General features: G+C 76.7%; 1 protein-coding gene (only partly in view). It reads left to right on the top strand.

From position 1 onward, the window contains the following. Positions 1-16,031: the 3' portion of a non-ribosomal peptide synthetase gene (locus tag HFV08_RS21705; protein ID WP_210430629.1), read on the top strand. It extends 901 nt beyond the left edge of the window; 16,031 of the gene's 16,932 nt are visible here — the last part of the coding sequence; its start codon lies off the left edge, out of view; the stop codon is at positions 16,029-16,031. Positions 16,032-16,101: the final 70 nt, after the last annotated feature.

The following is a 16,101-nucleotide window of genomic DNA, read 5'->3' as shown; positions in this document are numbered from 1 at the left end:
CGGTCCGGGTCCGCACCAGCCCCGCCGAGAGCCTGGCCGAGCTGGTGGCACGGGTGGCCCGCGAGCAGGGCGCGCTCCTCGCCCACCACCACATCGCCCTCTCCGAGATCCAGCGCCTGGCCGGACACGGCGCCCTCTTCGACACCCTGTGCGTCTTCGAGAACTACCTCGTCGACCAGAGCGGCAACAGCCAGGGCGAGAGCGGGACGGACTTCGGCGGACTGCGGGTGGCCGCCGTCAGCGGACAGGACGCCACCCACTACCCGCTCACCCTCGTCGCCGCCCCCACCCCCGGCGGACTGGCGCTGAAGCTGCGCTACCGCCAGGACGCCCTCACCACGGGCGAGGCCGCCCGCCTCGCCGCACATCTGCGCACCGCGGCCGCCGCCCTGGTCCGCGACCCCGGGCAGCCGCTCGCCCGCCTCGACCTGCTCACCCCCGCCGAACGCACCCAGGTCCTCACCACCTTCAACTCCGACACCACCGAGGTCCGACCGGCCACCCTGGGCGCGCTCTTCGAGCAGCAGGCCGCCGCCCACCCGGACCTGCCCGCCGTCGTCGACGGCGCCGAGACCCTCGGCTACGCCGCGCTCGACACCCGCGCCAACGCCCTCGCCCACCACCTGATCCGGCTGGGCGTCGGCCCCGAGGACGCGGTCGCCGTGGCCCTGGAACGCGGCGCTGACCTGGAGATCGCCATGCTCGCCGTCGCCAAGGCCGGCGGCGTCTTCGCCCCTCTCGACCCCGACTACCCGACCGAGCGTCTGGCCCGCCTGACGGCCGCCCTGAACGCCCGCGTCGTGGTGGCCCGCGACCCCGAGGCGGCCCGCGCCTGGTCCGGCACCGCCACCGTCACCACCCCCACCCCGCCCGAGGGGACCCCGGCACACCGCCCCACCGACGCCGACCGCCGCGCCCCGCTGCGCCTGGACAACAGCGCGTACGTCATCTTCACCTCCGGCTCCACCGGCGAGCCCAAGGGCGTGATCATCCCCCACCGGCCGCTGGCCGACCTCGTCGCCTGGGCCCGGGCCTGCTTCCGTACGGGGCCGGGGGACCGGGTGACCCAGTTCGCCTCGCCCAGCTTCGACGTCACCTTCTGCGAGCTGGCCAACTCCCTGTTCGCCGGGGCCACTCTGGTCGTCGTCCCCGAGGAGCGCCGCGCCGGGCAGCCGCTCACCGACTTCCTGCGCGAGGCGGACCTGAGCCTCGCGGTCATCCCGCCCAGCGTCGTCGCCTCGCTGCCCCTGGACGCCGAACTGCCCGCGCGGATGGCGCTGATCGTCGGCACCGAGGCCCTGCCGCCGGAGACCGTGCGCGCCTGGGCCGCCCGCCACCGGATGCACAACGCCTACGGGCCCACCGAGGCCGTGGTGAACTCCGCGACCTGGCCGGTACCGCGCGACTGGACCGGCGGCGCCGTCCCGATCGGCCCGCCGGACGTCAACAAGCGCGCCTACGTCCTGGACCGGATGCTGCGCCCGGTGGCCCCCGGTGTCCTGGGCGAGCTCTACCTCGCCGGCACCGGACTCGCCCGCGGCTACCTCGGGCGGCCCGCCACCACCGCGGACCGCTTCGTGGCCTGCCCCTTCGGCCCCGCGGGCACCCGGATGTACCGCACCGGCGACCTGGCCCGCTGGAACGAGACCGGGGAACTGGAGTACGCGGGCCGCACCGACCACCAGCTGAAGATCCGCGGCTTCCGCATCGAGCCCGGCGAGGTCGAGGCGGTGCTCACCGCGCACCCCCGGCTGGCGCAGGCCGTGGTCACCGCGCACGAGGACGACCGCGGCGTCAAGCGCCTGGTCGCCCACCTCGTCGCCGCCCCGGGCGCAGAGCCCGACCCGGCCGAGGTGAGCGCCTGGGCCGGGGAGCGGCTGCCCGAGCACATGGTGCCCTCGGCGCTGGTCGTCCTGGACGCGCTGCCGCTGACCGCCGCCAACAAGATCGACCGTACGGCGCTGCCCGCGCCCGAGGCCCCCGCCGCCGGCGGCACCGCGCCGCGCACCGAGGCCGAGGAGCTGATGGCCGGGCTGTTCACCGAGGTGCTGCGGGTACCCGGAGTCGGCGCCCACGACAGCTTCTTCGCGCTCGGCGGGGACAGCATCTCCTCCATCCAGCTGGTCGGCGCCGCCCGCCGCAAGGGCCTGCTGCTGCGCCCACGCGACGTCTTCGAGGCCCGCACCGTGGAGGCCCTCGCCCAGGTGGCCCGCCGCGCCCCCGCCCCGACCGCCGCCGCGGGCCAGGACCAGGGCACCGCCCCGCTCACCCCGATCCTGCGCTGGCTCGTCGAACGCGGCGGGCCGATCGCCGACTACCACCAGTCCACCGTGCTGCACACCCCCGCCGGTGCCCGAACGGCCCACCTGGAGAAGGGACTCGCGCAGGTCCTCGCCCACCACGGCGCCCTGCGCGCGGTCCTGAGCACCGGCGGCCTCACCATCCCGCCGCCCGCGAAGGGCCCCGCGGCCGTCCCGCTCACCCGGGTCGACGCCGTCAGCGTCCCCGAGGCCGAGCTGCCCGCCGCCCTGCGCGCCCACGCCGGCGAGGCCGCCCGGCTCCTCGACCCCTTCGCGGGGAGCATGCTGCGCGCGGTGTGGCTGGACGCGGGCCCCGACCGGGACGGCCTGCTCGCGGTGCTCGTCCACCACGCCGTCGTCGACGGGGTGTCCTGGCGGGTGCTCACCGAGGACCTGGCCACCGCCCTGGAGGCCGCCCGCACCGGCACCCCCGCCGCACTCCCGCCGGTGGCGACCCCCTTGCGGACCTGGGCGGCGGGCCTCGCCGAAGCCGCCGCCGCACCCGGACGCCTCGCCGAACTCCCGCACTGGGAGTCCGTCCTCGCCCCGCGGCCCGCACCGCTCGCCGCGCCGCTGGACCCGGCCCGCGACACCCTGGCCACGGTCCGCACCGTCGCCGTCCGCCTGGACGGCCCCGAGGCCAGGGCCCTGCTCGGCCCGCTGCCCGAACGCTTCCACGCCGGGCCCGACGAGGTCCTGCTCACCGCCCTCGCCCTCGCCGTGCGGGCCTGGCGCGGCCGCCCCGCCCCGCTGCTCGTCGACATCGAGGGCCACGGCCGCGCCGAGGAGGCCGTCCCGGGCGCCGATCTCTCCCGTACGGTCGGCTGGTTCACCAGCGTCCACCCCGTACGCCTCGACCTGCCCGCGGGCGCCCCGCTCGCCGGAGCCCTGAAGCAGGTCAAGGAGCAGCTGCGCCTGCGCACCGGCGACGGCCTCGGCCACGGGCTGCTCCGCCACCTCAACCCCGGGACCGGGCCGCGCCTGGCCGCGCTCGGGAGCCCCGAGATCGGCTACAACTACCTCGGCCGCTTCACCGCGGGCTCCGGCTCCGAGGGCACCGGCGAGCGCGCGCCCTGGAGCGCGGCGGTCACCGGTTCGCTCGGCGGCGGCGCCGACGAGCGCCTGCCCGCCTCCCACACCCTCCAGCTCAACGCCTCCGCCCTGGACACCCCCGAAGGGCTCGTGCTCCAGGCCTCGTTCAGCTTCCCCGAACGTCTCCTGGACACCGGCAGCGTCGAGGAACTCTCCCGCCGGTGGCTCGCCGCCCTCGGCGACCTCGCCCGCCTCGCGGACGACCCGGCGGGCGGCGGCCACACCCCCTCCGACTTCCCCCTGGCCACCGCCACCCAGGACGAGATCGACGCCCTGGAGGAGGCGCGGGGTCCGCTCGACGACGTACTGCCCCTGTCCCCGCTCCAGGAGGGCCTGTACTTCCTGGCCACCATGGGCGCCGAGACCGAGGGCCCCGACGTCTACACCACCCAGCTCGTCCTGGACATCGACGGCGCCCTGGACACCGGCCGGCTGCGCGAGGCCGCCCGGCAGCTCCTCGCCCGCCACCCCAATCTCCGCGCCGGTTTCCACGCCCGCCCCGGCGGCGAGGCCCCGCTCGCGGTGATCGGCCGGGACACCGAAATGCCCCTCGCCGTCCACGACTTCACCGCGGACCCCGACGGCGAGGCCGCGGCCCGCGCCCTGCTCGCCGCCGACCGTGCCCGCCCCTTCGACCTGGCCCGGCCCCCGCTGATGCGGATGACCGTGGCCCGCCTCGGCGAGAGCCGCCGGCTCCTCGCCCTCACCTCCCACCACATCCTCCTCGACGGCTGGTCGGGCCCGCTGCTTGTCCAGGACCTCCTCGGCCTCTACCACGGCACCCCCGCCGCGCCCGCCCGCCCCTACCGCGACCATCTGCGCCGGCTCGCCGCCCGCGACCGGGCGGCCACCCGCACCGCCTGGGCCGCCGCCCTCGCCGGGCTCGACGGACCCACCCACCTGGTGCCCGGCGCCCGCGAGATGCCCGCCGGTGTCCCCGAGCGCGTCGAGGTCGAGCTGCCCGGTGAACTGCCCGCGCGGCTCGCCGCGTTCGCCCGCGCCCAGCAGGTCACCGTCAACAGCGTCCTGCAGAGCGCCTGGGGACTGCTGCTCGGCTGGCTCACCGGCCGCGGCGACGTCGTCTTCGGGGTCACCGTCTCCGGCCGCCCCGCCGACCTGGACGGCGCCGAGTCGATGATCGGCCTGTTCATCAACACCGTCCCGGCCCGGGTGACCGCCCGCCCCGGCATGCGCCTCGCCGAACTGGTCGCGGAGGTCTCCGCCCAGCAGGCCGCCCTGATGGACCACCAGTACGAGTCGCTGAGCGAGATCCAGCGCGCCGCCGGGCACCGGGACCTCTTCGACACCCTGATGCTCTTCGAGAACTTCCCCGTCGACGCCGAGGAGCTGCGCCGCAGCGAGGCCCGCGCCGGTCTCGCGGTACGCGGCGCCGAAGGCCACGACGCCACCCACTACCCGCTGGTCCTGGTCGCCCTGCCCGGCAAGGACAGCCTTGCCCTGGCCCTCGACCACCGGCCCGAACTCCTCGACCGCGCCCGGACCGAGGAGATCGCCCGGCAGCTCACCGCCGTCCTGACCCAGCTGGTCACCGAGCCCGACCGCCCCGTCCACACCGTGCACCCCGCGGGCCCGCTGCCCTACGCCCTCGACGGCCCCGCCCGCCCCGTCACCGGACGCCCGCTGGCGACCCGCTTCCTCGACCAGGCCGCGGCCACCCCCGAGGCCCCCGCTCTGCTCACCGGCGGCACCACCTGGACGTACGCCCAACTGGCCGCCCGCACCCGCCTGTTGGCCGCCCGCCTGGCCGCCCGCGGCGCCGGGCCCGGGACCCTCGTCGCGGTGGCCCTGCCGCGCGGCGCCGAACTGCTCGCCGCGCTGCTCGCGGTCTCCGCGACCGGCGCCGCCTATCTGCCGCTCGACCCGCACTTCCCCGCCGAGCGCCTGGCCTTCCTCCTCGACGACGCCCGCCCGCTGCTCGTGGTCGAACCCGGCTCCCCGCTCCTCGACGCCCCGGCACCGGGGGAGGAGACCGCCTCCTTCACGGCGGTGGACCCGGGCCCGCAGGCGGCCGCCTACGTGCTGCACACCTCCGGCTCCACCGGTCTGCCCAAGGGCGTCACCGTCACCCACCGGAACCTGGCCAACCTCCTGGACGCCATGGCCGAGGTCACCGCCCTCACCCCCGGCGACCGGCTGCTCGCGGTCACCACGGTCAGCTTCGACATCGCCGTACTGGAGCTGTTCACCCCGCTGCTCACCGGCGCCACCGTCGTCCTCGCCGACCGCGACCAGGCCCGCGACCCGCTCCTTCTCGCCCGGCTCGCCGCGGAGAGCGGCGCCGGAACGCTCCAGGCCACCCCCTCCCTGTGGCGGGGCATCGCCGAGAGCGCCCCCGAGCTGATCGACGGGCTGTGCGTGCTCAGCGGCGGCGAACCGCTGCCCGCCGACCTCGCCGCCACGCTCGCCGCCCGCGGCGCCCGCCTGGTCAACCTCTACGGCCCCACCGAGACCACCGTCTGGTCCACCGCCGCCGACCTCACCCGGCAGGACAGCGTCCCGCACGTCGGCCGCGCCCTGCGCAACACGAGCCTGCACCTCCTCGACCCCTGGCTGCGCCCGGTCGGCGCGGGCATCCCCGGCGAGCTGTACATCGGCGGCGCCGGAGTGGCCCGCGGCTACCTCGACCGGCCCGCCCTGACCGCCGCCCGCTTCGTCGCCGCCCCCTACGGGGAGCCCGGCGCCCGCCTGTACCGCACCGGCGACCTCGCCCGGTGGCAGCCGGACGGCACCCTGCGGGTCCTCGGCCGCACCGACCACCAGCTCAAGGTCCGCGGCCACCGCGTCGAACCCGGCGAGATCGAGGCCGTGCTGCGCGCCCACCCCGGCACCGGCGACGCGGTGGTCACCGGGCAGGGCGAGCCGGGCGGCAGCGTCCGCCTGGTCGCCTACGTCACCGGCGGCACCGAAGGGCTGCGCGAGCACCTGGCCGAGCGGCTGCCCGAGTACCTGATCCCCTCGGTGATCGTCCCCCTCGACGCGCTGCCGCTGACCGCCAACGGCAAGACCGACCGGGCCGCCCTGCCCGCCCCCGACGCCACCGGCACCGCCCGCGCCCCGCGCGACTCCCGCGAGGAGGTGATGGCCGGCCTCTTCGCCGACCTGCTCGGCCTGCCCGCCGTCGGCGCCGACGACGACTTCTTCGCCCTCGGCGGCCACTCCCTGCTCGCCATGCGCCTGGCCAACACCGTCCGCTCCCGCCTCGGCACCGACCTCGCGCTGCGCGACATCTTCGAGCACCCCACCCCGGCCGCGCTGGCCGCCGCCGTCCTCGGCCACACCACCAGCCGCCCGGCACCCACCCGGCGCGCCCCGGCCGAGGGCGAGCGGCTGCCGCTCTCCTTCGCTCAGCGCCGCCTGTGGTTCCTGCACCGCCTGGAGGGCCCGAGCGCCACGTACAACCTCTTCTTCGCCCTGCGTCTGGGGCCCGGCCTCGACGTGGCCGCGCTGCGCGCCGCCGTGCGCGATCTGTTGGCCCGCCACGAGAGCCTGCGCACCGTCTTCCCCGACGAGGACGGCGCCCCCTACCAGCACGTCCTGGACACCGGCACCGCCGAACGCGCCCTGGACCTGGAGGCGGTGACGCTGCCCGCGGAGCGCCTGCCCCAGGCCCTGCGCGCCGAGGCGACCGCCGCCGTCGACCTCACCCGCGAGATCCCGCTGCGGGTACGGCTCCTGCGCACCGGCGCCGACCACGTCCTGACGGTGATGCTGCACCACATCGCGGGCGACGAGTGGTCCATGCGGCCGCTCACCGCCGACCTGCGCACCGCCTACGCCGCCCGCGCCGAGGGCCGTGCCCCCGACTGGCCCGAACTGCCCGTCTCCTACGGCGACTACGCCCTCTGGCAGCGCGAGGTCCTCGGCGAGGAGGACGACCCGGAGAGCCTCGCCGCCCGCCAGGTCGCCTACTGGCGCACCGCCCTGGACGGCGCGCCCGCCGAACTGGCCCTGCCCGCCGACCGGCCCCGGCCCGCCCACGAGGACCCGGCGGGCGCCACCGTGGAGTTCAGCGTGCCGCCCGCCGCGCACCGCCGGCTGCGGACCCTGTGCGCGGACAGCGGCACCAGTGTCTTCATGGCCGCGCAGGCCGCCCTCGGGGTCCTCCTCGCCGGGCACGGCGCGGGCACCGACCTGCCGATCGGCACCCCGGTCGCCGGGCGTACCGACGCCGCCCTCGACGACCTGGTCGGCTTCTTCGTCAACACCCTGGTCCTGCGCACCGATGTGAGCGGCCGCCCCACCTTCCGGGAGCTCCTGGCCCGGGTCCGCGCGACCGACCTGGCCGCCTTCGACCACGCCGATGTGCCCTTCGAGCGCCTGGTGGAGGTCCTCTCCCCGGAACGCGACCTCGGCCGCCATCCCCTCTTCCAGGTGCTCCTCGCCTTCCAGAACGCCACCGGGCAGGCCCTCACCCTGCCCGGCGTCGAGGTGTCCGCGCTCGGCGCCGACCCGGGCGTGGCCAAGTTCGACCTCTCCTTCACCCTGGCCGAAGCCCCGGGCACCGACGGCCTGGCGGGCATGCTCACCTACCGCACCGCTCTCTTCGACCCGGACAGCGCCCGGCAACTGGCCGACCGCTACGCCCAGTTGCTCGCCCGCCTGGCCGAGACCCCGGAGGTGCCGGTGGACCGGGTGCCGCTGCTCACCGACCGGGAGCAGGACCGGATCCGCGCCCTCGGCACCGGCGAGGCGCACACCCTGCCCGCCACCACGCTGCCCGCGCTCCTCGCCGGGCGCCTGGCCGAGGACCCGCACCGCACCGCCCTCCTCGACGACGAACAGGCCCTGGACCGGGCCCGGTTCACCGCGGACACCGGACGCCTGGCCGCCCTGCTCCGCGCCCGCGGCACCGGCCCCGGGGTGCGGGTCGCCGTCGCCCTGCCGCGCTCGGTGGAACTGGTCACCGCCCTGCACGCGGTGCACCGCGCGGGCGGCGCCTACGTCCCCGTCGACCCCGCCCACCCGGCCGCCCGCCTGCGGCAGCTGCTCACCGACAGCGCCCCCCGCCTGCTGCTGACCACCGCCGCCCAGGCGAGCACGCTGCCGCTGCCCGAGAACTGCGAACTCCTCGTCCTGGACGCCGAGTCGACCATCGCCGAACTGGCCGCGGCCCGGCCGGTGGGCCCGCACCCCGCCCAGCGCGGCACCGACCCCGCGTACGTCCTGTACACCTCGGGCTCCACCGGCACCCCCAAGGGCGTCGACGTCAGCCACGCCGCCCTGCTCAACCGGCTGCTGTGGATGGACGCCGCCCACCCCCTCGCCGAGGACGACCGGGTGCTGCAGAAGACCCCGGCCACCTTCGACGTGTCGGTGTGGGAGTTCTTCTGGCCCTTCCTCGCCGGGGTGCCGCTGGTGGTCCTCGCCGACCGGGCCCACCACGACCCGCTCCAGGTGGCCGCCGCGATCCGCCGCCACCGGGTCAGCACCGTCCACTTCGTCCCCTCGATGCTGGCCGCCTTCGCCGACGGGCCCGCCACCGGCTGCACGAGCCTGCGTACCGTCTTCGCCAGCGGCGAGGAACTGCCCGGCGCGCTCGCCGACACCCTCCTCGCCGCCCTGCCGGGGGTGCGCCTGCACAACCTCTACGGGCCCACCGAGGCCGCCGTGGACGTCACCGCGCACACCGCGGAGCCCGGGGCCGCCACCGCCGGGGTGCCCATCGGCCGCCCGGTGTGGAACACCGGCACCCTGGTCCTCGACCCCTGGCTGCGGCCGGTGCCCGACAACGTCACCGGCGAGCTGTACCTGACGGGCGCGCAGCTCGCCCGGGGCTACCACCGGCGGCTCGCCCTGACCGCCGAGCGCTTCCTCGCCGACCCCTACGGTGAGCCCGGGACGCGGATGTACCGCACCGGCGACCTGGTGCGCCGCCGCCCCGACGGGGCGCTGGTCTTCGCCGGGCGCGCGGACGGGCAGATCAAGCTGCGCGGCATGCGCGTGGAGACCGGCGAGATCGAGGCGGCCCTCGCCGCGCATCCGCAGATCGCCGCCTGCGCGGTGGTGGTCCGCGAGGACCAGCCGGGGGTGCGCCATCTGGTCGGCTACCTGGTCCCGGCCGCCGCCGGTGCCGATCACGAACGGATACGGGAGCACCTGGCCGGGCAGCTGCCCGCGCACATGGTGCCCACCGCCCTGGTCACCCTGGCGGCGCTGCCGCTGACCGCCAGCGGCAAGCTGGACCGGGCCGCGCTGCCCGCCCCCGACCTGGCCGCCGCCGCGGGCGGCACCGCCCCGCGCGGCATGCGCGAGGCGCTGCTCACCGAACTGTTCGCCGAACTCCTCGGGGTGCCCGGAGCCGGGGCGGGCGACAGCTTCTTCGCCCTGGGCGGCGACAGCATCCTCTCCATCCAACTGGTGGCCAGGGCTCGCAAGCTGGGCCTGCTGCTCACCCCGCGCGAGGTCTTCGAGCACAAGACGCCCGCCGCGCTGGCCCGGGCCGCGGGCAGCGCCGCCGCCCTGGTCCCGGCGCCGGTGCCCGCCACCGGACGCGCCCCGCTGACCCCGCTGATGCGCTGGGCCCTGGAGCGCGGCCCGCTGGGCGAGATGCACCAGTACCAGTTCCTGACCACCCCCGCCGAGGCGAGCGCCGAGACCCTGACCGCGGCCCTGCGCCACCTCCTCGCCCGCCACCCCGTGCTGCGGGCCCGGCTGACCGGCACCGGCGCCGACAGCGCCCTGGAGATCCCCGAGGCCGGCCCCGCCGACCTCGACACCGAGGCCGCCGCCCTCCTGGAGCACGCGGACCTGTCCGCCTGCGAGGAGAGCGAACTGCCCGCTGTCCTCGGTGAGTTGGCCGACAGTACGATCAAGGGACTCGACCCCGCCGCGGGGCGGATGGTGCGCGCCCTGTGGTGCGAGCGCGGGCCGAGGCGTCCCGGGCGGCTGCTGCTCGCGGTGCACCACCTCGCCGTCGACGGCGTCTCCTGGCGCATCCTGCTGCCGCAACTGGCCGCCGCCCACCGGGCCGCCGTCGAGGGCACCGAGGCGGAACTCGACCGGGCCCCGGAGGGCACCTCGTACCGGCAGTGGGCCCTGCACCTGGCCGACGCCGCCCGCGCCCGCGCCGAGAGCCCCGAGGCGGCCGAGTGGCGGGCGCGCGACGAACGCCCCCGCCCGCTGCTCGGCGCACGCCCCTTCGACGCGGCCACCGACACCCAGGACACCGTGCGCCATCTGGCGCTCACCCTGGACACCGCCACCACCCGGGCGCTGCTCACCGAGGTGCCCGCCCAAGTCCACGGCGGCGTCCACGAGATCCTGCTCGCCGCCCTCGCGGTGGCCTTCGCCGCCTGGCGGGCCGAAAGCGGTGAGCGGCAGGCGCCCGATGTCATCGCCGTCGAGGGCCACGGCCGCGAACAGGCCCTGCTCCCGGGTGGCGACCTCTCCGCCACCGTCGGCTGGTTCACCAGCTGGTACCCGGTGGTCCTGGACACCGCCGGGATCAGCCCCGAGCAGGCGCTCACCGACCCGCTCGCCGCACAGCGGATCATGATGGCCGCCAAGGAGCACCTGCGCGCCACCCCCGACGCCGGTATCGGCCACGGCCTGCTGCGCCAGGCGGGCGGGCGGCCCGAGGGCGCCCACGACCCCGAGGTGGTCTTCAACTACCTCGGCCGCTTCGACGGCGGCCGCACCCTTGGCGAGGACGGCGAGGGGGACTGGCAGCCCGCCCCCGAGCAGCTGCCCGCCCGCCGCGGCGACGCCCCGGTGCTCTTCCCGCTCGAAGTGATCGCCTCCACCGTGGACGGCGAGGACGGCCCGGTGCTCACCGCGCGCTGGTCCTACGCCGCCGGGCTGCTGGCGGAGGAGGACGCCCGGCGCCTGGCCGCGCTCTGGTCCGAGGCGCTCACCGCCTTCGCCGCCCACCGCGCCGGGCCCGTGCACACCCCGAGCGACTTCCCGCTCGTCCCGCTGACCCAGCCGCAGATCGACCTCCTCCAGGAGCGGCTCCCCGCGCTGCGCGAGGTGTGGCCGCTGACACCGCTGCAGGAGGGCCTGTACTTCCTGAGCGCCTACGCGGACGAGGAACTCGACGTCTACACCATGCAGTTGGTGCTCCGCCTGGACGGCGGGATCGACGCCGGGGCCCTGCGCGGGGCCGCCGCCGACCTCCTCCAGCGGCACGAGAATCTGCGGACCGCCTTCACCGCGGTGCCCGGCGGACCCGTCGTCCAGGTCGTCCTCGACGCGGCGGCGGTGGCCCCCGACTTCAGCGAGAGCGACCTGTCCGGGCTGCCCGCCGGGGAACGCGAGGAGCTCCTCGCCTCCCTGGTGGCCGAGGACCGCACCCGCCGCTTCGCCCTCGACGCCCCGCCGCTGCTGCGGCTGCGGCTGCTGCGCCTGGGGGAGGGCGGCGCGGCCCTCGCGGTCACCAACCACCACGCCGTCCTGGACGGCTGGTCGGTACCGCTCCTGGTCCAGGAGCTCTTCCAGCTCTACGCCGCCCGCACCACCGGCGCCCCGGCCCCGGCGCCGCGCCGCCCCTTCCGCGACTTCCTGTCCTGGCTCGCCGCACAGGAGGAGGGCGCCTCGCAACAGGCCTGGCGGCAGGCCCTGGACGGCATCGGCGAACCGACCCTGATGGCACCCCCGGCCACCGGCGGCACCGCCCTGGCCCGGCACCTGCCCACCGTCCTCGACGAGGAGCTGCGGGCGGACCTCGACGCGCTGGCCCGCTCGGCGGACGTCACCCTCAACACCGTCCTGCAGTACGCCTGGGGAGTGCTGCTCGCCCGCCACACCGGCCGGGAGGACGTCGTCTTCGGGGCGACCGTCTCGGGCCGCCCGCCGGAACTGGACGGCGCCGAGACCATGACCGGCCTGTTCATCAACACCCTTCCGGTACGGGTGCGCCAGGACCGCCACGAGAGCGTCCGCCGGGCCCTGGCCCGGCTCCAGGACGAGCAGTCACGGCTCAGCGCCCACCAACACCTGGGCCTCGCGCAGATCCAGCGGATCGCCGGGCGCGGTGAACTCTTCGACACCCTCCTGGTGTTCGAGAACTACCCCGTCGACGCCGAGGGACTGCGCCGCGCCGAGAAGTCCGGGGCGCTCGCCGTCACCGGCGGCGACAGCACGGACGCCACCCACTACCCGCTGACCCTGGCGGTGGTCCCCGGCGCCGGGCGCCTGACCCTGGAGTACCGGCCGGACCTCTTCACCGAGGACACCGCCCGCGCCCTGCTGGCCCGCCTGGTCCATGTGCTGCGCCGGCTCGCGGCCGATCCCGGGGCCCCGGCCCACCGGATCGAGGCCGTCGAACCCGCCGAGGCCGCCCGGCTCCTGCACCACCAGGGCACGGTGACCGGCCCGCACCAGGAGGGCACCCTGCCCGGGCTGCTCGCCGCGCAGACCGCCCGCGACCCGCACCGGGCCGCCCTCGTCTGCGGCCCCGTCACCTGGACCTTCGCCGAACTGGCCGCCCGCTCCGCCCGGTTGGGCCACGAGCTGATCGACCGGGGCGCCGGGCCCGAGGACCTGGTGGCGCTGATGCTGCCGCGCGCGGCGGACACCCTCGCCGCCGTCTTCGGCGTCCTCAAGGCGGGCGCCGCGTATCTGCCGCTGGACGCCGACTACCCGGACGAACGCCTGGCGTTCATGCTCGCGGACGCGGCCCCCGGCCTCCTGCTCACCACCGCCGCGCTGCGCGCGCGGGTACCGCGCCACTACCCGGGCCAGGTCCTGGTCCTCGACGATCCGGACCTGACCGCGCGCCTCGCCGCCCGCCCGGACACCGACCCCGGGGACCGGACGCGGCGGCGCCCGCTGCGCGCGGACCACCCGGCGTACGTGATCTACACCTCGGGCTCCACCGGCACCCCCAAGGGCGTGGTGGTCAGCCACGCCGGAGTGGTCAACCTCTTCCACAGCCACCGCAGAACGCTCTACGCGCCGCTCGCCGCCCGCACCGGACGCGCGCACCTCCAGGTCGGGCACGCCTGGTCGTTCTCCTTCGACGCCTCCTGGCAGCCGCAGTTGTGGCTCCTCGACGGCCACTGCGTACACGTCCTGCCCGAGGACCTCCAGCGCGACGCCGGGGCCCTCGCGGGCTATCTCCGCGAGCGGGCGATCGACTTCGTGGAGCTGGCGCCCTCGGTGCTCGCCCAGCTCGAACAGGCGGGCCTGACCGAGGGCGGCCGCTGCCCGGTGCCGCTGCTCGGCGTCGGCGGCGAGGCGGTGCCCGACGCGCAGTGGACCCGGCTGCGGGCCCTGCCCGGCACCGAGGTGGTCAACCTCTACGGGCCCACCGAGTGCACCGTCGACTCACTGCAGGCCTTCGTCGCCGGCAGCGAGCGCCAGGTGATCGGCCGCCCCGTCGACAACGCCCGCGTCCACCTCCTGGACGCCGGGCTGCGTCCGGTGCCGCCCGGGGTCGCGGGGGAGATGTACGTGGCGGGCGCGGGCCTGGCCCGCGGCTATCTGCGCCGGGCCGCGCTGACCGCGGAACGCTTCGTCGCCGACCCCTTCGGCCCGCCCGGCGCCCGGCTGTACCGCACCGGCGACCTGGCCCGCTGGACCGCCGAGGGCGCGGTGGAGTTCCTGGGCCGCGCCGACGACCAGGTCAAGATCCGCGGCTTCCGGGTGGAGCTGGGCGAGATCGAGAGCGTCCTCGCCGCCCACCCCCGCCTCACGCAGGCCGTGGTGGTCGCCCGCGAGGACAACGGCGTACGCCGCCTGGTCGGCTACGCGGTCCCGGGGCCCGGGGCCGAGGCGCCCACCCCGGCGGAGCTGCGGGCACTGGCCGCGGACCGGCTGCCGGAACACCTGGTGCCCGCCGCGGTGGTGCTGCTCGACGCGCTGCCGGTCACCGCCAACGGCAAGCTGGACCGCGAGCGGCTGCCCGCCCCCGACTTCGGCGAGGCCGCCGGGGGCCGACGGCCCGAGAGCGAGGCGGAACGCGCCCTCGCCGAGGCCATGGCCCAGGCGCTCGGCCTGCCCGGGATCGGCGCGGACGCGGACTTCTTCGCCCTGGGCGGGGACAGCATCGTCTCCATGCAGCTGGTCGGACGGCTGCGGCAGGCGGGCTGGCAGGTCTCACCGCGCCAGGTGTTCACCCTGCGCACCGCCGCCGCGCTCGCCGCCGAGCTGAAGCGGGACGCCCCCGCGCGCGCCGACGACCCCGCCGGACGCGCCGGACGCGCACCGGTCACCCCCATCGTGGAGTGGCTGCGCGAGCTGGGCGGCCCGATCGGCGAGTACTCCCAGGCCACCGTGCTCCAGGTACCCGCCGCCCTCGACGAGGGCGAACTGACCGCCGCCCTCCAGGCCCTGATGGACCGTCACCATCTACTGCGCGCCCGCCTGGACCGTACCGAGCGGGGTCCCTGGAGCTTCCGGATCCCCGAACCCGGCACCGTACGCGCCGATTCGCTGCTCACCCGGGTGGACGTCACCGCCGTACCCGCCGGGCGCGAACTGGCCCGCGTCATGGGCGAGACCCTGCTCGCCCGTACCCGCGAACTCGACCCGGACGGCGGCCACATGGTCCGCGCGGTCTGGTTCGACGCGGGCCCCGGGCGGCCGGGGCGGCTGCTGCTGCTCCTGCACCACCTGGTGGTCGACGGCTACACCTGGCGGATCCTGCAACCGGATCTGAAGGCGGCCTGGGAGCAGGCGCACGCCGGGCAGGTGCCCGAACTCGCCCCGGTGCCCACCTCGTTCGCCACCTGGGCGGCCGAACTGGCCCGCGCCGCGACCGATCCCGCCCGCGAGGCCGAACTGCCGCACTGGAGGCGGACCTTGGCCGCCGACCGCGGGGAACTGGGCCTGCGCCCGCTGGATCCGGCGACCGACACCGTGCGCACCCTGGAGCACCTGCGCGTGCAGCTCCCACCCGAGGTCACCGGGCCGCTGCTCTCCGCGGTGGTCGCCCGCACCGGGGCGAGCGTCAACGCGGTCCTGCTCGGCGCGCTCACCCACGCCTTCGCCCGCCGGTGCCGCGAGGAGGGCCGGTCGGCGAGCACGGTGGTGGCGATGGAGGGCCACGGCCGGGAACTGGACGTGGTGCCGGGCGCGGACCTCTCCCGTACGGCGGGCTGGTTCACCTCCGTCTACCCGGTCCTGCTCGACGGCCGGGACATCGACCCGGCCGATCCCGGGGCGCTGCCCGCCCTTGTCGCCCGCGCCGCCGAGAACCTCGCCGCCGTCCCCGACAACGGCATCGGTTACGGCATGCTGCGCCATCTCAACCCGCGCACCGGGCCGGAGCTGGCGGCGGCGGGCAGTCCGCAGGTGCAGTTCAACTACCTGGGTCGGTTCGCCTCTTCGGCTCCCGCCGAGGCCGCCGCGACCGGCACGGAAGCGGCGGCCACGGAAGCGGTCACGGAGGCGATCGACGCGGAGGCAGCCACGGAAGCGGCCGGCGCGGGGGACTGGTCGACGGCGCCCGAGACGCGGGGCTTCAGCGGCGGGCGGGACCTGGACATGCCGGTGGGCTATCTCCTCGACATCACGGTCTCGGCGGCCGACGGGCCGGACGGGCCGGTGCTCGACACCGGAATGGTCTGGCCGCGCGAGGCCCTGGCGGAGAGCTGGGTGCGGACCTTCGCCGCGGACTGGCTCGCGGCCCTGGCGGAACTGGTGCGGGCCTGCACGACGGCAGGCCCGCGGGAGTGAGCACCCGGCGGTGGGGGGCGGGCCCCGGGCCCCGCCCCCCCCCCCGCGGAAAGCGGGGAGAGGGGGGCCG

It is taken from the genome of Streptomyces physcomitrii (assembly GCF_012273655.1).
Lineage (GTDB): Bacteria > Actinomycetota > Actinomycetes > Streptomycetales > Streptomycetaceae > Streptomyces > Streptomyces physcomitrii.
The sequence above is the reverse complement of the archived record's forward strand: the minus strand, read 5'-3'. Positions and strand labels throughout refer to the sequence as shown.